The organism is Fortiea sp. LEGE XX443, from assembly GCF_015206815.1.
Taxonomy (GTDB): domain Bacteria; phylum Cyanobacteriota; class Cyanobacteriia; order Cyanobacteriales; family Nostocaceae; genus Nostoc_B.
On sequence record NZ_JADEXZ010000036.1, the window covers coordinates 1 to 17,276 of the forward strand.

At 41.6% G+C, this 17,276-nt stretch carries 13 protein-coding genes; 6 read left to right on the forward strand and 7 right to left on the reverse strand.

Annotated elements, in window-relative coordinates; genetic code table 11:
* Positions 1 to 214 precede the first annotated feature (214 nt).
* From IQ259_RS14715 to IQ259_RS14725, 3 genes are all read right to left on the reverse strand, one after another.
* Positions 215 to 1,324: an iron-containing redox enzyme family protein gene (locus IQ259_RS14715; protein WP_193885980.1), complete on the reverse strand. Its 1,110-nt coding sequence runs from the start codon at positions 1,322 to 1,324 to the stop codon at positions 215 to 217.
* 175 nt (positions 1,325 to 1,499) lie between these two features.
* Positions 1,500 to 3,338 (reverse strand): penicillin-binding protein 2, encoded by a 1,839-nt coding sequence (locus IQ259_RS14720; RefSeq protein WP_193885982.1) that lies wholly within the window; start codon positions 3,336 to 3,338, stop codon positions 1,500 to 1,502.
* Between the two features lie 60 nt (positions 3,339 to 3,398).
* Positions 3,399 to 4,031, reverse strand: coding sequence for a hypothetical protein (locus tag IQ259_RS14725; RefSeq protein ID WP_193885984.1), 633 nt, complete (start codon positions 4,029 to 4,031; stop codon positions 3,399 to 3,401).
* Positions 4,032 to 4,470: 439 nt separating this feature from the next.
* Here IQ259_RS14725 and IQ259_RS14730 point away from each other — a divergent pair, with 439 nt between their 5' ends.
* The 3 genes from IQ259_RS14730 (at position 4,471) to glgB (ending at position 7,982) form a co-directional block, all read left to right on the forward strand.
* The gene (locus IQ259_RS14730; RefSeq protein ID WP_193885986.1) at positions 4,471 to 4,671 is read left to right on the forward strand and encodes a hypothetical protein; all 201 of its coding nucleotides are present in this window, start codon (positions 4,471 to 4,473) and stop codon (positions 4,669 to 4,671) included.
* A gap of 541 nt (positions 4,672 to 5,212) precedes the next feature.
* Positions 5,213 to 5,515, forward strand: coding sequence for a hypothetical protein (locus IQ259_RS14735; protein ID WP_228014548.1), 303 nt, complete (start codon positions 5,213 to 5,215; stop codon positions 5,513 to 5,515).
* Positions 5,516 to 5,687: 172 nt separating this feature from the next.
* On the forward strand, positions 5,688 to 7,982 hold the full coding sequence (gene glgB, locus IQ259_RS14740) for a 1,4-alpha-glucan branching enzyme (protein WP_193885990.1): 2,295 nt from the start codon (positions 5,688 to 5,690) through the stop codon (positions 7,980 to 7,982).
* A 46-nt stretch (positions 7,983 to 8,028) separates the two neighbouring features.
* Here glgB and trmFO read toward each other — a convergent pair whose 3' ends face one another.
* Together trmFO and IQ259_RS14755 are read right to left on the reverse strand one after the other, a co-directional pair.
* Complete coding sequence (gene trmFO, locus IQ259_RS14745; protein ID WP_193885992.1) at positions 8,029 to 9,354, reverse strand: FADH(2)-oxidizing methylenetetrahydrofolate--tRNA-(uracil(54)-C(5))-methyltransferase TrmFO; 1,326 nt, start codon at positions 9,352 to 9,354, stop codon at positions 8,029 to 8,031.
* Positions 9,355 to 9,607: 253 nt separating this feature from the next.
* Positions 9,608 to 10,483: a GNAT family N-acetyltransferase gene (locus tag IQ259_RS14755; protein ID WP_193885996.1), complete on the reverse strand. Its 876-nt coding sequence runs from the start codon at positions 10,481 to 10,483 to the stop codon at positions 9,608 to 9,610.
* A gap of 204 nt (positions 10,484 to 10,687) precedes the next feature.
* On the opposite strand from IQ259_RS14755, the gene IQ259_RS14760 reads away from it, so the two are divergent.
* Positions 10,688 to 11,272 carry a hypothetical protein gene (locus IQ259_RS14760; RefSeq protein ID WP_193885998.1) on the forward strand — a complete coding sequence of 195 codons (585 nt, stop codon included), beginning with the start codon at positions 10,688 to 10,690 and terminating at the stop codon, positions 11,270 to 11,272.
* Between the two features lie 49 nt (positions 11,273 to 11,321).
* Here the strand turns inward: IQ259_RS14760 and IQ259_RS14765 are convergent, their stop codons facing one another.
* Positions 11,322 to 12,266 (reverse strand): N-acetylmuramoyl-L-alanine amidase, encoded by a 945-nt coding sequence (locus IQ259_RS14765; protein ID WP_193886000.1) that lies wholly within the window; start codon positions 12,264 to 12,266, stop codon positions 11,322 to 11,324.
* Between the two features lie 993 nt (positions 12,267 to 13,259).
* Here IQ259_RS14765 and accD point away from each other — a divergent pair.
* Positions 13,260 to 14,210: an acetyl-CoA carboxylase, carboxyltransferase subunit beta gene (accD, locus tag IQ259_RS14770; RefSeq protein WP_193886002.1), complete on the forward strand. Its 951-nt coding sequence runs from the start codon at positions 13,260 to 13,262 to the stop codon at positions 14,208 to 14,210.
* An 84-nt stretch (positions 14,211 to 14,294) separates the two neighbouring features.
* On the opposite strand, the gene IQ259_RS14775 is transcribed toward accD, so the two are convergent.
* On the reverse strand, positions 14,295 to 15,695 hold the full coding sequence (locus IQ259_RS14775) for an MFS transporter (protein WP_193886004.1): 1,401 nt from the start codon (positions 15,693 to 15,695) through the stop codon (positions 14,295 to 14,297).
* A gap of 232 nt (positions 15,696 to 15,927) precedes the next feature.
* Between IQ259_RS14775 and IQ259_RS14780 the strand changes: the two genes are divergently transcribed.
* Positions 15,928 to 17,136, forward strand: a complete 1,209-nt coding sequence (locus tag IQ259_RS14780) for an ABC transporter substrate-binding protein (protein ID WP_193886076.1) — start codon at positions 15,928 to 15,930, stop codon at positions 17,134 to 17,136.
* Positions 17,137 to 17,276: the final 140 nt, after the last annotated feature.

The window sequence follows — 17,276 nt, forward strand, 5'->3', positions numbered from 1 at the left end:
TGTTGGATGAGGATCTCTTGCCAAATGTTTAAGAATTTGTAATTCTACATCCATTGCCCTACTTTCCTTCCAGAGTTTTTTCTTTTCATCCTTTTATTCAGAATACTCGGAAAGTGACAGAAGAGGGGTATAGCCGTAGTCACTGAGCTTAGGACAGTGTTGATGACTCAAAGCCTTATAGTTACTGGTTTTATACTCAGCACTCAGCACTTTGCTATAAAGTAGCTTGTTCAACTGCACGGATGGAAAGCACAACAGCTTGAGCAGCGCGATCGCTCATGAGTTTCTCTTGGTCGTATCCTAGTACAAGTTCCCACCCATCACGCGGATACTGTTCTGCTAAAGGCAAAGCTACACTATCCAACATCCATTGACCGTGACGTTCATCTTCTTTGATGTGCAGTGCCCAATAACCCATCGCTGCTTCTGACAGTTGCAGTCGTTGCGCCGCAGCTAAATAGTTTCTGTAAGCCGCCGGGCCAGCCACTTCAAAATAAGTTAATGCGCCGCTGTAACGCAGAAAATAACGTTTGCGTTCCGTCGTTAAAAAGTTTTGATTAGCGCCAGCCAACACTTCCCAAGGCACTAAATCAAAGTATCCTTCTGGTTCAGTATTCATGCCAAACTCGGCTAACATTTGGGCAAAAAATGTCGAGTGCTTGCGAGATAAACGCCCATTGCCGTATTCTTCTAGCAGTACCCGCACTAACGTACACTGCACCTCATTCGCCGCACCACCCAAAATCCGCGACAGACGACTACCTTCGACTAAACCATCAAAAGAAGCGATCGCTAATAAGTGACGATAACCAACTTCGCTCATTTGCTCCCGGATGTAGCGACTTTCTGATGACAACGGCGGATCTAAATCGGCGGTAGCGCGTTCAATTAGTGCTTGTTTGACATTTAATTTTTGCAATGCCGGGACATCAATTTGTGCTAATTCCCAATCTTGCCAAGCAGCTTCAATTTGGTTACGGCAGCAACTCAAATAAAGCGATCGCTCGTTTGTGTAATGGCGTAAATCGTCGTACCAAAATAGCTTCAGCCGATTAATCCAATAAAGTATGCGCTGAAGAAACAGATGAGCGTGATCTTCACCATAGCCGTTTTGATAAGCAGCATCAATTGCTGTAGAGAGCGTTTGTTCAAACTCTCTGGCTTTTGCTGCTTCCTGATGTAGTTGATTGTCTAAATCGTCTATTGCCAGTAATTCTAAAAATTGCTGTTCAGCACGTTCATACTGCGTAGCTGTTTTTTCCTTTGGTTGTATAGTCTTTGCTACTTGCTCAAAGTTAGATGAGGTAACTAAATTACTTTGCATGGAATCTTAGATAGCTTTGCCAAAGAGTGAAACTGGTTTCATCTCTAATATCTAAATTTCCACACTTGTAGCTTTCTTAACCTCTTTCCCTGGTTATAAAGAAATATTAAATCGAAAGGAGCAGAAGTTTCTCTAGTCATTAGTTCTTCTCCCCCCTGTTTCTCTCTCCCTTCTACTAGCGTGGTGTTTCTGCTGCGGAATTTGCTTGTGGTGGTGGAAGTTGTTCTAGAGGAATCAGTGTTTCCATCACCGATTTGACAATTGGTGCAGCAACAGTAGAACCATAGGCGTTTTCTCCCTTCGGCTCATCAACTATTGCCAAAATCACATAGCGGGGAGCTTCTACTGGCAAAACTGCTACAAAGCTGGTGATTCTAGCACCAGGGATATAACCACCGTTGGGACTAGCTTTTTGGGCTGTACCTGTTTTACCCCCAATACGATATCCGGCAATTTTTGAAGGTTTACCAGTACCTTCAGACACAACTGTTTCCATCATTTCTACAACTTTTTGGGTAGTTTTAGTTGAAAAAATTTGGCGTGGTGCAGGGAGGGTTGGTGAATAATGTATTTTCCCTTTGCTATCAACTAACCCCCGGACTACATGGGGTGTAACCAATTTTCCACCATTGGCTAAAGCTCCGTGCAGTTGTACTAGTTGTAATGGTGTGAGGGAAAAACCTTGTCCAAAAGATGCAGTTGCTGGTTCAATTGGAGAGGAAATAAATTTTTGTTGACTTTTCAGCGAACCGCTAACTCCAAAAGGCAAATCTGTTTCTAAGGGTTGCCCTAAACCCATACGTTCTAACCAAGTGTGGTAGAGCGAAGGGCGCATTTTTTGGATGATTTTCACCATCCCAATGTTGCTAGAATTTTGCAGAATCTGAGCAATATTAATCCGCCCATAACCATTGCGTTGAGCATTTTTAATTACGCGGTCAGCAACTTTAATAAAACCAGGGTCATTAAAAGTATCATCTGGTTTAATTGCACCATTTTCTAATGCGATCGCCACATTTAATGGTTTGAACGTTGAGCCTGGTTCATAAAGATCAGCCACTGTCCAGTTTTTAAACAGGTCAATCTTGGCTTTGCCGTATTCATTCGGGTTATAAGTAGGCTGAGAAACTAGCGTTAGTAAGGAACCGTCTAACGCATCCATGACAATTACAGCTCCACGTTTAGCCTGAAACTTTTCCACCTGGGCTTTGAGAGCCAGACGAGCAGCGCGTTGTAGACGGGTATCAATAGTTAGTTGTAGTCGTAAGTCATCAGCATGGAGAAAACCTTCAGGAGCATTATCTGGCTTTAATTCGCCCTTGGCAGTTTGCATTAACCGCACCTTCTGCACAGAACGTTCTAGCAGTTTATCTTGACTGTATTCCACACCTGCTTGACCACGACGCTCAAGATCGACATAGCCAACTACATCGGATGTCGCATCTGATTGCGGATATAATCGGGAGTATTTTGGATTTAATTCTAAGCCATTTAAGCGCAATGCAATCACGCGATCGGCAATTTCTTCTGGTAGCGCCGGAATAATCATAATTCCACTTTTGCGGCTTTGAAAAGATTTGACTAAATCAGCCGCATTTTTATCGATGATTGGTGCTAACTTTTCGGCTATTTCTTCATTAGATTTATCAAACAGCTTAGGATGGGCATAAACAGTATACACAGGACGGTCAATAGCCAAGACATTGGCATTGCGATCGGTTACTAAGCGACGAGACATAAAAGGACGCAAGCTCACCATTTGCTGATTGCGAGCTTTTTGGGTTAGTTTTTGTCCTTGAAGAATTTGTAAGTTATATAAGTTAACAGCTAAACCTAATCCTGCTGCTATTAAAATAGCCCACACTATCAAGAGCCGAATTTTGCTACTTTGGATGGTTTCTTGAGCGTTGGGGGTTACTGTTCCCATAAACCTTTGTCGGGAAACCCTCTGTCGCTTTGTAACTGCTGGATTCCTGGAATTTCGGAATTTTAATCTACTTGATGACTTCTGCATCGGCTGCGTCCTTTGTGATTTGTCATTTGTCTTTTGAAAATGACTAAATGACTATTGCCCTTAATATCCCAATGGTGAGGAAGTTGGCTGTCGTGTTGGAGATAATGGTGTTGTGCCAGATGGCGTAGAACTGGGGGGATTAGATGCTGAAGGTAAGAAAATCGTCTTATCGGGCGCAGGTGATACCAATCCCGCACTTGGTTGTTCTGCTTCTTCAGCCATTTTGTTTTTTAGCATGGCGTTGGTTGTTGTTAATTGTCGCTCATTGCGTTGCAGGTTTTGCAAGCGGCGGAAATCTTGATTCCACATTTCTTGGGAATAGACTGTCCAACCATAAACTACGAGAGCCATTGCAACTAACAGAAATGTCACAATAGAGGAATAACGATGAACAGTGTACAATCGCAGCAACCAATGAGGTAAAGCTTCAGCAGTAGGCACAATAGGCAAATTCAAAGAACCTGACTTAGCCTTCTTGGATTGATTTCGGCTCTGAGAAACTTTTGGTTGAGCTAATTCTTGTAACCTGTTGCTTGCAGAACGTCGCTGACGTTTAGGCGATACCACTGAAAATTGATCTGGAAGTGTAGATGCACTTCGACTTGCGGAGCGCCGCCTCCTCACGGTTGAGTTGGAATTTTGCCAGAACCATGTACTGGGTGCAGACACAGCTGATTTACGAGCAGCAGCCATAAATTTTCTTGGATAGGAAATACTGTATTTTAGTCTGTTTATTTAATTTTGCTCAGGTTAGAATTGCCTTTTTTGCGATTTTCATGAGCATAGCTCAAACTTTAGACCTTGTTAGAAGTTTTTTAGGTAGCTAGATCAATATTTGTCTCACTTGAGTATTGCAATAGTTACAATTAGTGATTAACTCTTGGATAACTTGATATTTTAAATAGTGCATCTCAGTCTGGCAATACAAGACAAAAAGCAGCAAGTCAGCGCGATCGCCTGATCATCTTTGGCATGGTAAAGTCTGAAACAGAATAACTCAATCAATAATAATCAGCCCTAGGTAGTGTTTTTAAATATGTTATGGATAGGTCTTTAAAAATTTAGCAATAAATAGGTTATCGTATTCAAAAGGCACGAACTTTTGATTGCCACGATTGGTGAAAGAGGAGTTATGAAAACAAAAATCTTTGGATTAGCTGTAATGTTAAGTTTGGCAGCAGTTCTGGGAGCATGTGAAGGTGGTACTAATACAACCAGTCCTACAACTTCACCAGCTGCTACAGGCGAACCCTCAGATACTGGATCTACACCCACCACTACTACACCAGCTGTTACTACTTCACCCACTGCAAGTCCAACTACAACACCCTAGTACAATAAGGCAAAAGTAAAAAGGCAAAAGTAAAAAGAAAGAGTACTGATACCGCAAGCTTTTTACCCATTTCAAATAGTCTGCTTATTTCCGCCAAGCTGTACTAGTTTTTGGTATTAGATTCAGTTTTAAGCAAGCGTTTGGTATTGAGCTTCACTACAATTGCTTGAGTTAATGAGTAACAAGAGAGAACCTTCGTATTCTTAAGAGAGTAGATACCACACTCAAGCAAACTTCAGATATCTGTCAGGGTAAGACAGTTGTTATATTAGGACACTTGTAATGTCGGATTATACCGCAAGCAAGTGTCCATTTGAATTTGTAGCCTGATATTGTCAATCAATAATTTAGACAGATAAGTTTTTGGTTCATCTCTGCACTGTTTTGTGAGCCTTAAAAGCCGGATGACCAATATTTCAACACAAAAAAGAGAAGAAATCGAAATTAGATGGCAAGATTTGATTAGTATTTCTTTTATTTACCTGCTTAATTTTAACTTTAGGGTGGTGAGATGGGGAAAGGAAAATCGGCAAAGCGAATAATGTTTGGAATTTTAAGTATTACTACGACTATTGGTGTGTGGTTAATTAGCCATTGGGGATCTGCCGTCATGGCCTTACCACCACCAGAAGACATACCAGAGGAGATATTGCGGACAGAAATAATTATAGATGCGCGATCGCCCATTGATGGCAAACCTGTCAGCGCTGCCGAGTACGCAGAACTACAAGCACAACTGCAAATTGCTCCACCACCAGAATTAAACACTAAACTGCGGCAAACCGTCTTTCTGTTACGCATCCGTAAAGCCCTGCTCCAGTTTTTCCCATTCCTAGGCATTTAGTCAGAAGGCAAGAGAATAAAGCTTCATACTTCACACTTCATACTTCATATCGCCCTCGTCCCCATCTGATGTACTATAACGGTGGCGATAAATTGCAAATAAATGTAAAGAATATATATAGATATTACAAAAGTCAGTTTAGTTAATCACTTTATTCAACATAGGTAGCTTCATGTCCATAGCCACGATCGCTCAGGAACAGGTTGACCGCATAGTTTGGAATCAGCATGATGATCCGTTTGAAATACTTGGTTCTCATGCCATAGAACAAAATGGTAAAAAGGTGTGGGCTGTGCGTGCCTATCTGCCAAATGCAAGTGCAGCCTGGGTAATCGTTCCCGAAGAACGAAAAGAATACCCAATGCAAGCCGTACATCATCCCCATTTTTTTGAATGTACGATTGAAACCCCAGAACTAGCCAACTATCAGTTACGGATTAAAGAAGGAGAACATGAACGAGTCACCTATGACCCTTATGCTTTCCGTTCTCCCCATCTGACAGAATTTGATTTACATTTGTTTGCAGAAGGCAACCATCATAGAATTTACGAAAAACTAGGAGCGCACCCCACAGAAATCGACGGTGTGAAGGGTGTTTATTTTGCTGTTTGGGCCCCCAACGCCCGTAACGTTTCGATTTTGGGAGATTTTAACCTTTGGGACGGGCGCAAACATCAGATGCGTAAAGGCCCTACAGGTGTTTGGGAATTATTCATTCCTGAAGTTGGAGTGGGGGAACATTACAAATATGAAATCAAAAATTTTGAAGGACACATTTACGAAAAATCTGACCCCTTCGCTTTTCAACAAGAACCCCGCCCCAAAACAGCATCCATCGTTACTAATTTAAGTTCCTATCAGTGGAATGACGAAGACTGGATGGACAAGCGTCGTCACACAGACCCCCTTACCCAACCCGTCTCCGTTTACGAAGTACACCTAGGTTCTTGGTTACATGCCTCCAGTGCTGAACCTCCTAAATTACCTAATGGTGAAACTGAGCCTGTAGTTATTGTTTCTGAACTTAAACCGGATGCACGCTTTCTAACTTATCGGGAATTGGCAGACCGACTCATTCCCTATGTTAAAGATTTAGGATACACCCACGTAGAATTGTTACCAATTGCCGAGCATCCCTTTGATGGGTCTTGGGGTTATCAAGTCACTGGCTACTATGCACCCACCTCTCGTTTTGGTAGCGCCGAAGATTTCATGTATTTTGTTGACCAATGTCACCAAAATGATATCGGTGTAATTGTTGATTGGGTTCCTGGCCATTTCCCTAAAGATGGGCATGGTTTAGCTTTCTTTGATGGCACTCACTTGTATGAACATGCAGACCCCCGCAAAGGTGAACATAAAGAATGGGGAACGCTGGTATTTAACTACAATCGCAACGAAGTCAGGAATTTTTTAGCCTCAAATGCCCTCTTCTGGTTTGACAGATACCACATAGATGGCATTCGTGTAGATGCTGTAGCTTCCATGCTGTATCTTGACTATTGCCGTAAAGAAGGTGAATGGTTAACTAACCAATACGGTGGTAGAGAAAACTTAGAAGCGGCAGATTTCTTACGTCAAGTAAATCACCTAATTTTTAGTTATTTTCCTGGTGTACTTTCCATTGCAGAAGAGTCAACTTCTTGGCCGATGGTTTCTTGGCCTACCTACACAGGTGGTTTGGGTTTTAACTTGAAATGGAACATGGGCTGGATGCACGACATGTTGGATTACTTCAGCATGGATCCTTGGTTCCGTCAGTTCCATCAAAATAATATTACCTTCAGCATGTGGTACAACCACAGCGAAAACTTCATGCTGGCTTTGTCTCACGACGAAGTTGTGCATGGTAAGAGCAACATCATTGGTAAAATGCCCGGCGATAGATGGCAGAAAATGGCCAATGTGCGCTGTTTATTTACCTACATGTTTGCTCACCCAGGCAAGAAAACCATGTTTATGAGCATGGAATTTGGGCAATGGAGTGAGTGGAATGTTTGGGCGGATTTGGAGTGGCAATTATTACAGCATGAACCACACCAACAATTGAAAAAGTTCTTCCAAGAACTCAACCAACTTTACCGCTCTGAACCATGTTTATACACCTTAGATTTTGCCAGAGAAGGGTTTGAGTGGATTGATTGTAGCGACAACCGTCATAGTGTTGTTTCCTTCCTCCGCCGAGATAAGGATTCTGGCAATTTCATCATAGTGATTTGTAACTTCACACCCCAACCCCATTCCCACTATCGCATCGGTGTCCCAGAAAAAGGATTTTATACCGAGTTGTTCAACAGCGATGCTCGTCAGTATGGCGGCAGCAACATGGGTAACTTAGGCGGTAAGTGGACAGATGATTGGTCAATGCACAATCGTCCTTATTCCCTGGATTTATGTCTACCACCTTTGGGCGTGTTGATGTTCAAATTGGATCAAAAAAAGACATCTGAGGTATTGGAAGGTTAATTGAAAACCTAGGGTGGGCGTTGCCCACCTAGTCCTTGCCAAAACATTAAAAATTGGCACTAATTAGGGATTTCCAGTTTGCTAAGTCAGCCAGAGAGCGATCGCGGTAACGTCCGTAACGCTCCTGTTTACTCTTAATTTTTACACCTAAATCTGGCAAAATCCCAAAATTGGGCGGCATTGGTTGGAAATGTTTGGGCGAAGCCGAACTAATAAATTCTAATAGCGCCCCTAGCATTGTTGTGGCTGGTAAAATCAATGGTTCTTTACCCAAAGCCAGCCGTGCTGCATTAGTTCCCGCCAGCCAACCACCGGCGGCGGCGGCGGTGTAGCCTTCCGTCCCAATTAACTGTCCAGCGGCTAATAAGGTGGGACGTTGCTTAAATTGTAAAGTCGGCTGCATGAGTTGAGGCGCGTTGATAAAGGTGTTGCGGTGCATGACTCCCAGACGCACAAATTCTGCTTTTTCTAAACCGGGGATGAGTTGGAAGATGCGCTTTTGTTCACCCCAACGCAGGTTAGTTTGAAAGCCTACCATATTCCAAAGTTGACCGGCTTTATCTTCTTGTCGCAACTGCACCACAGCGTAGGGACGCTCCCCCGTACGACTATCAGACAATCCCACTGGCTTTAAGGGGCCGTAGCGCATGGTATCTTCTCCCCGTTGCGCTTGTTCTTCAATGGGTAAACAAGCTTCAAAAAATTTCGCCGTTTCTCGTTCAAAGTCTTTGAGTTCTGTTTGTTCAGCTTGGCAAAGTTCTGTCCAAAACCGCAAATACTGCTCCTTATTCATCGGACAGTTGAGATAGGCGGCTTCACCTTTGTCGTAGCGCGATGCCATAAAGGCAATATCACGGTTAATCGAGTCTCCCACAACAATTGGACTCGCCGCATCAAAAAAGCTCATGTATTCCATCCCGGTGAAGCGGCGCAAGTCTTCTGCTAAGTCGGGACTAGTTAACGGCCCAGTTGCCAATACTACAATTCCTTCAGGGATGGCGTTTACCTCACCACGCCGAAATTCCACTAAAGGATGGTTAGATAAAGCTTCCGTCAAGTCTTGGCTAAATTGGCCTCTATCTACTGCCAACGCCCCACCAGCCGGAACCGCGTGTTCATCGGCTTTAGATATGACAACAGAACTTAATTGTCGCAGTTCTTCGTGCAGTAATCCAGTCGCGCGATCGCTGGCCATTGCCCCAAAGGAATTACTACATACTAACTCTGCTAAATGTTCTGTATGATGGGCAGGGCTAAAACGCTTAGGACGCATCTCATGAAAAATTACAGGTACTCCCGCCTGGGCGATTTGCCATGCGGCTTCTGTACCAGCTAATCCACCTCCAATTACTTGTATCGGTTGTTGTTCCATAATCAAATTTGTAATGTATTAGTTCGTTATGTATAATTCAGGGTGGGTTATTGGCAACTCCCAAGATGCGGGGATGGTGTACATGCCTGCCGGATAAGGTGACACCCACGAGTTAGGATGATGTCCTGGCAATACAATTTTGACTCTACTCTCAGACACCCACAAAACATTGTAGATGTAACCGCGAAAGTAGATTTGCTTTCCACTTGTTAAATTATTCTTGCTTGCTTGCTTCATTGCCATCTTGCCTTTATTAACAGCGTGCAGAACGCGGCAGCATGAACTTCTGCCCTTCTGCTGCAAATTCACCACGCACCATCAGCACTCCATCTTCTAGTTGGTAGGGAACAGCTTGGATATCTTCTAAATCCAGCATTTCTGGACTAAAGTAAATGAAAACTTCGGCAATTAATTGGGGGATTCGAGCCAGAATTTCTGTTAACGGATATATTTGCGTTGCAACTACGTCAAAAAGATGCAGTTGATTATTTTCTATGTTCATACAGCAAATTAAATCTAAATCTGCTGCATAATATAAAATTCTACTGCCTTCATTGAAGCAAAATAAAGGTTTTTCGTTAACAACTCCAAGGATATGAGAAACAGGCGATCGCCTTTCTAATAATCTATGCAATAATTCTACATCCTGGTGATCAGCAATATTTAAAACGCGAAAGCCATTGCTACCAACTTGGGCTTTACACTTGGTTTTAAATATGTATTCTGGGATAATGCGAAAGCCAAAAGGGGTGTAAAATTCTGGGTTTGATGTCGTTAATACAAGAGTTTTATATAATTGGTCGCAGTATGTTAATACCTCTTCCATGACTTCACGATAATAGCCGCGTCTCCGAAATTCTGGATGAGTTGCTACTGCATGAATTCCTCCCACAGTCATAGTATCATTCATGATTTGCATGGGAATTTTCAATACTCCGACATGAGTAATAGCTATGTTGTTATGAAAATAGATAAACGGTGTTGAAGCATCTTCCCAAGCTACACCTAATTGCTTAATTTGTACTGCTCCATTGCTGATGCCTGGAAACACAATTTCTAATAATTCAAATAACTTCTCACTTACACCATATTCATCAGCAAATGAACGTTGAAAGCTATATTGACTCATAATGCCAGCATATTTATCAGTTCTTGTATTATATATAATACAAGAATCTAGATTATGGCGATCGCTACATGAACCTTACTCAACGATCAAAATCACTGATTAACTAAAGTAATGTGTCAATTTGTATATATTTTTTACAAAACCGCTTATTGTTTAACTGCTTTGGGATTAATAAGGCAATAAACTTTGTGGTTTTAGTTAATTATGCAGTATCCTCTGGAACTTACCTTCAAATTCTGGGCATTAGCGCCACAAATTTCTATTATTAATGCTCAGGGTAATTTGGTTTTCTACGTCAAGCAGAAACTTTTTAAACTCAAAGAAGCAATTACAATCTTTGCTGATGCTGAACAAACTACACCCTCATACTACATCAAAGCTGATCGCATTATTGACTTCTCGGCTCGCTATGAATTTACCGACACAAACAGTATAAATATCGGTGCAGTTAAACGTCGGGGTTTAAAATCTCTTTGGCGAGCGCGTTATGATATCTTTGATGGTGAGAGTACTTATTTAACTATCCAAGAGAAAAACCCTTGGGTGAAAATTGCAGATGCTCTATTTGCAGAAATCCCCATTTTGGGTATGCTTACTGGTTATGTATTTAATCCTATCTATTTGGTGAGTCGGGCTGATGGTACAGTGGTGATGCGTTTGGAGAAAATTCCTACTTTCTTGTCTAGGAAATTTACCATCAAAGCCGTTGATAAAATTAGCGATCGCGAAGAGCAGCAGATTTTGTTAAGTTTAGTTATGATGCTGCTACTAGAAAAGAATCGTGGCTAATGTAAACAGGCAGAAGAAATTCTCTTTTGCCTGTTTACACTACTAAGAACTAGCCAATCAACTTCTGCCAAGAATTTGGCCCAACAATCCCATCAGCAACTAAACCATTTTGCTGTTGAAATCTTTTGATTGCTGTTTCTGTTTGGGGGCCATAAATCCCATCAGCTTCTACACCCACACGGTATTGCAAATATCTTACAACTGTACCACCAGCGTGATTTGGTCTAATAATACGTTTTGCCAAAATCAAATTGATGGCATTCCATGTAGCTGTATTGGCAACTCCAGATATTGCAATCCCCACAATTTTTTGAAAGTTTTCGACAGCAGAACTAGTTATTGCTCCTAAAGCATTATCTTCAACTAAAGGCTTACCATTTTTATCGGTGATTTTTAACCGATTTAAAGCTTTCTGCAATCTAAGAGTTGTGGTATCAACATTCTGTTCTTCATCTGGAACTGGCGGAACTTGAGTAGTAGGTACTTTACCAGTTAAGCCTTTGACAATTGCACTAGCCATCGCTTCAGAGTTAAAAAGATTCATATCTTTTTGGGAATCTAGGAAGCAACATTCAACCAGAATCGCAGGCATATTAGTATTTCTGATCACAAATAAGTGAGAACCACTCTTAACACCTCGATTAAAAAAGCCTAATTTGACAATTTCATCTAATACAGGTTTTGCCATTCTTCTACTTGTCTCACTACCAGCAAATACTTCTGTACCGTTGGCTTGACCATTAAAGGCGTTAAAATGTATTGAGACAAAGAGTTCCACTCGATTAGCATTAGCTTTATTCACTCTTTGTGAAAGTGAATCTCTTACAGAAGAACTAGGGCGATCTGGTCTACATGGTATGACCTCATGCCCCAATGTTTTTAATTTTTCTATAACTTTGTTGCCTACTTCTACTGTTAAAATATCTTCAACTCTTATACCTCTAGCTCCAGTATCTGGCGGAGAATTATGCCCGATATCAATTCCAAATTTCATGTGCGATTCCTTGTTTTTATTTGATACTAGTTTTAAGGTTGAAAAGCTTGATTTTTCAATTTGAAACAATCAATATTTTCTCAAGTATATTGTCTAGCATAAAAGTTCAATTATCCATTTTTATTTTAACAAACGCTAATTGTTATTGAGTCTATTTATTAACATAAACAAAATTATCACAATTTATTAATTTTATGGTGAGAAAAAAATATGAACTTTATTTCTGGATTAACAATGTAGTACGACTGCTTTACTACATCCAATTTCAGAAGAATAGGCTGTGTCAAATCCCAGATTATAGATCACACTCACTAGATATCTACACTCCGTTTGGTTAATCTTCCGAATATGGTTTAAGCAAAACAAATTAAGAATAGCATGTGATGTGATCCATGCCTGATTCTCGGAGGGTTAAGTTGACCATGCCAATTTGAGCGATCGCAAACCCTAGCATAACTTGAGCAGGCGTTCGTGTGAGTTTGCCCACTGCTATACAATTGGGCTTAGTCTACGATAAGCACTCACAATTCTTGGTGACTGTAACTGTCATTACCCCATTGCCGCTTAACCTTTTGATAATATCAGCTGTGACTTGTATTACCCTCTTAACGAAAAATGCCCATTGGTAAGACTAATGCCAGATGCTAACTGCTCAGAAACTAGCAAAATGACTTACTAAATATGGGGGCAAACAATCGCCGCTAGGGTTGGGTAAAAGTATCTTTTTCGGGGAGTTGGTATGCCAACGGACTTGACTTGGCTAATACGCCGATCAAATCAGATCGGCAAGAGACTTGTATTGGTATAAGCATTTTCGTTAAGCTGGCAACCAAAGATGCAAATTAAGGTCTGAATTGCTTATAAACGTAATTTGGCTATGTAGTCATTGGTCAAGAGTCATTGGCAAAGACAAAGGACGAATGATAAATGACTAAGGACAAACCAACACGGCTTGTCCTGTTTTCGACCCATACCCACTTGAATAAGATAAAAATGGCAAACAACGAAGAATCACGCGGTTTAAAGTCTCTGTTTGATTGGTTTGCAAATCGACGAAAATCAGGTTCTACCAACCCAGAACGTCAAGAACGGGAAATTGCTGATGGGCTGTGGCACAAGTGTTCTAAGTGTGGTGTTTTAACCTATACAAAAGATTTGAGAGCTAATCAAATGGTCTGCGTTGAATGCGGACATCATAATCGCGTAGACAGCGATGAACGCATCCGCCAATTGATAGATAATAATACTTGGCAACCCATAGATGAGCATTTGCGCCCAACTGACCCCTTACAATTCCGCGATCGCAAACCTTACAGCGATCGCTTGCGGGAAATGGAAACCAAACTCGGTCTTATAGATGCAGTGAAAACTGGTCTGGGACAACTCAACGGAATGCCCGTGGCGTTGGGAGTGATGGATTTCCGCTTTATGGGCGGTAGCATGGGTTCCGTCGTTGGGGAAAAACTCACCCGCTTAATTGAAAAAGCCACTGGGCGACGCTACCCTGTAGTAATTATCTGCACCTCCGGTGGGGCGAGAATGCAAGAGGGTATGCTCTCCCTGATGCAGATGGCGAAAATCTCCGCAGCTTTAGACCGCCATCGTGAAGCCAAGTTATTATATGTACCCGTATTGACTAACCCGACTACAGGCGGCGTAACTGCCAGCTTCGCTATGTTAGGCGATATTATCTTAGCAGAACCTAAAGCAACCATCGGTTTTGCTGGTCGGCGCGTGATTGAACAAACCCTGCGCGAAAAACTGCCAGAAGATTTTCAGACAGCTGAAGATTTGCTTAAGCACGGCTTTGTGGACGATATCGTACCTCGTACCCAGTTAAAGAACACCTTAGCTCAGTTAATTTCTTTACACCAGCCAGTCATAACCGCCCCTCATGTGATGCTGTGGGAGACAATGACTTTAAGTTCTACAGCAGTTGAGTAAGACAGGCAAGGGAGCAGGGGAGCAGGGGAGCAAGGGGAAATTTGCTCTCCTCTACTCCCTGCACCCTGCCCCGTTTCCTCTTCCTCACTTTCCTGGTTCTTGCACAAAAAATAGTGGTACAAGTGCAGCTAGGCGCAACAAGCCAGAGAAGGCGAATAATCCGAGTAAGCCGCCCCAAATGGAAAATTGAGCGATAAAACTACCGATAGTTGTGCCTAAAGCACCGCTACCACCAGCTACAGCCGCAGCGATCGCAAAATATATTGACTGATTTTTAATTGGTGCGATCGCTAATTGCAAATTGTTATTACACAAGTCAATCGCTGCCCAAGTCACACCAGCTAAAATATGTAAAAGTGGTAACCACAGCCAAATATCAAGCTGATTAGCATTTATCCCCAACCAAAAAATTGGTGTCAATCCCACCATAATCCCTACAAAAATGAGGATGGGAAGATTACCTACCCTGTCTGCCAATTTGCCCCACCAAATTAGCATTAACAAATTTGCTCCTGCTTGCAAACTGCCATAAACTGTTACCCAACTCACATCTATACCCAAGGTATCTAGCATATAGAGGTTAAAAAAGGGAGCGCTTAAATGAACAGCAAACATCCATAGGCTGATATAAATCAAAAATATTAAAAAGTTATAATTTTTCCAAATACTGTTAGCAGAATGATTTGGGATAGTAGGTGAATGAACTAATTCATCTCTTGAGTTGGGTTTTGTAGACGTAGAACCCAAGGAATTTTGCAATTGGGGATTGATGTCTACTTTAAAGTATTGACAGCCAATACTGACAATTCCAAACACAATCCCCACTAGTAGCACTACCCCATAACCTTGTATAGTCCCACCATACCAATGAGATACACCTAGACCGGCTAAAGGCATACAAATCAAATTCATCAAGCTAACCGCACTATTGCGAATGCCAAAATATCTGCCACGCAATCGCCGGGGAACAATCATCGCCAACCAACTCAGCCACGATGCGCTACCCAAGCCCCCTAAAAGATGGCTGGCTAAGACAATCAACAACGTCAACCAAATCAACTGCTGGGAACTCATCCCTTCCCAACTAAAGATAGCAATAGCGATCGCTAACATCAGCCACAGTAGGCGAGCCGTTCCATATATCCCCACAGAATACCGAAAACGGCTGGTAGTGCGTTCTGAGAAATAAGCACCCAAAGGCTGAATTAAATTCACCAGCATGGGTATAGAACACAACAACCCAAATACTACTGGGCTTGCGTCTAATTCCACCAAAAAATTACTGAGTAGAATACCGCTAGTAGTTATAGAAAAACCTGTTGCTAAAACAGCATCCGCAGTGGAAGCTCGTAAACTAGTCCGAATAGCATCCTTAGGAATGCGGAAACTAGGTTTTGGCGCAGGAGCAGGTGTTGTAGACGTTGTCACAATCTGGGGAATTTCCAGACTCAGAGAAGCCGCTGTTTCAATCTGAACAGAATCCATAGTTTATGATTGGAAGTAATACACTTCAGCGCGGTTTTAGTTACAGATTGAGGAAGGGAAGCTTCCTAATCAGCTTTGGTGATAATTTTTAGATATTTTATCTTGTTAATTCTCAATAAAAATTCAAATTAGTTAAACATCTATCCTGGGCTACAGACGATATAAGTAAAGTGAAAGATACTGTCATCCATCTGTGAAAAGAATCAGCTTGTGGCGATTTTTGGGTGTGGTAATGGCGATCGCGATCGCTGTAATTAGTTGTCACAGTCTACCACTACCAAAATCAAACGCAGTAACCATTAAACTCAGTGGTTGGGCAGGTTCTCCGGTTGAGCAAAAGTTACTAAAACAAGTTCTGCAAGACTTTGAAACACAGCATCCAGATATCAAAGTCAAATATGAGGTCATTTCTGACCAATATATGGACATAATCAAAACCCGCTTGGTCGGAGAAGCGGCTCCCGATGTATTTTATCTTGATGCTTTAGAGGCTCCTTTTTTGATGAGTCAAAATGTTTTGCAACCTCTAGATGCCTACATTAAACCGAAATTTGACTTAGAAGATTTTGAACTGACTTTACTTGATAGTTTTAAATACCAAAACCATATTTATGGACTTCCTAAAGATTATTCTACATTAGCTCTCTTTTATAACAAAAAAGCTTTTACATTCGCAGGTTTAAATCATCCTCCAACTACTTGGTCAGAGCTACGCAGTTACTCTCAAAAATTAACAGGCAAACTCAACAAATATGGTTTTGGGGAAACTCCTGAATTAGCACGACATGTATACAAAATTAAAGCTTTTAATGGGCAAATTATTGATGAGAATGGTTATGCAACTTTTGCTAGTGAAGCCAGTTTAAAAGGATTGCAATTAGTCATAGACCAATATCGCCAAGACAAATCCTCTGCCCAAAAATATGATGTTGGCACAAACTCAGTTAGCGAAATGTTTGGTCAAGCAAAAGTAGCAATGGTGATTGATGGTAACTGGGCAATTCCTTACTTGAAGGAAACCTTTCCTCAACTAGAATTTGCTACAGCAGAAGTGCCTACAATTAATCATAAAAAAGGCACAATGGTATTCACTGTAGCCTATGTGATGAGTAAACAATCACAACATAAAGCCGCAGCCTGGGAGTTGATTGCCTATCTCACAGGCAAAGCTGGAATGCAGAAGTGGGCAGAAACAGGATTTGCCTTACCAACACGCAAATCAGTAGCACAGATTCTAGGTTACGATCAAAACCCCCTGCGATCGCCATTAGTTGCAGGAGTTAATTATGCGACACCGTGGCAAGTAGGTAAATATCCCGCAGCAATAGTAAACAACTTTGATAATCAGTTTGTCAGTGCCTTGTTAGGTCAACAATCATTAAAACAGGCAATGCTAAGGGCGGAAAATGCCGCGAATCAGCAGATTAAAGCGATGGAGTAAAAACTATATTTAATAATAGGACTTACGCAAGAACTCTCTAAAACCTTCTTAACTTTGTGTCCTTTGCGGTTCGTTTTTCCATAATTTTGTGTAAGTCCTAAATAGCAGACAAACTGCTCCTGATAGTAAGGTATGGTAAT

What these genes read in the sequence shown, in the direction of transcription:
- IQ259_RS14715 (WP_193885980.1), bottom strand. Translation starts at nt 1,324, where the DNA reads ATGCAAAGTAATTTAGTTACCTCATCTAACTTTGAGCAAGTAGCAAAG.
- IQ259_RS14720 (WP_193885982.1), bottom strand. Translation starts at nt 3,338, where the DNA reads ATGCAGAAGTCATCAAGTAGATTAAAATTCCGAAATTCCAGGAATCCA.
- IQ259_RS14725 (WP_193885984.1), bottom strand. Translation starts at nt 4,031, where the DNA reads ATGGCTGCTGCTCGTAAATCAGCTGTGTCTGCACCCAGTACATGGTTC.
- IQ259_RS14730 (WP_193885986.1), top strand. Translation starts at nt 4,471, where the DNA reads ATGAAAACAAAAATCTTTGGATTAGCTGTAATGTTAAGTTTGGCAGCA.
- IQ259_RS14735 (WP_228014548.1), top strand. Translation starts at nt 5,213, where the DNA reads ATGTTTGGAATTTTAAGTATTACTACGACTATTGGTGTGTGGTTAATT.
- glgB (WP_193885990.1), top strand. Translation starts at nt 5,688, where the DNA reads ATGTCCATAGCCACGATCGCTCAGGAACAGGTTGACCGCATAGTTTGG.
- trmFO (WP_193885992.1), bottom strand. Translation starts at nt 9,354, where the DNA reads ATGGAACAACAACCGATACAAGTAATTGGAGGTGGATTAGCTGGTACA.
- IQ259_RS14755 (WP_193885996.1), bottom strand. Translation starts at nt 10,483, where the DNA reads ATGAGTCAATATAGCTTTCAACGTTCATTTGCTGATGAATATGGTGTA.
- IQ259_RS14760 (WP_193885998.1), top strand. Translation starts at nt 10,688, where the DNA reads ATGCAGTATCCTCTGGAACTTACCTTCAAATTCTGGGCATTAGCGCCA.
- IQ259_RS14765 (WP_193886000.1), bottom strand. Translation starts at nt 12,266, where the DNA reads ATGAAATTTGGAATTGATATCGGGCATAATTCTCCGCCAGATACTGGA.
- accD (WP_193886002.1), top strand. Translation starts at nt 13,260, where the DNA reads ATGGCAAACAACGAAGAATCACGCGGTTTAAAGTCTCTGTTTGATTGG.
- IQ259_RS14775 (WP_193886004.1), bottom strand. Translation starts at nt 15,695, where the DNA reads ATGGATTCTGTTCAGATTGAAACAGCGGCTTCTCTGAGTCTGGAAATT.
- IQ259_RS14780 (WP_193886076.1), top strand. Translation starts at nt 15,928, where the DNA reads ATGGCGATCGCGATCGCTGTAATTAGTTGTCACAGTCTACCACTACCA.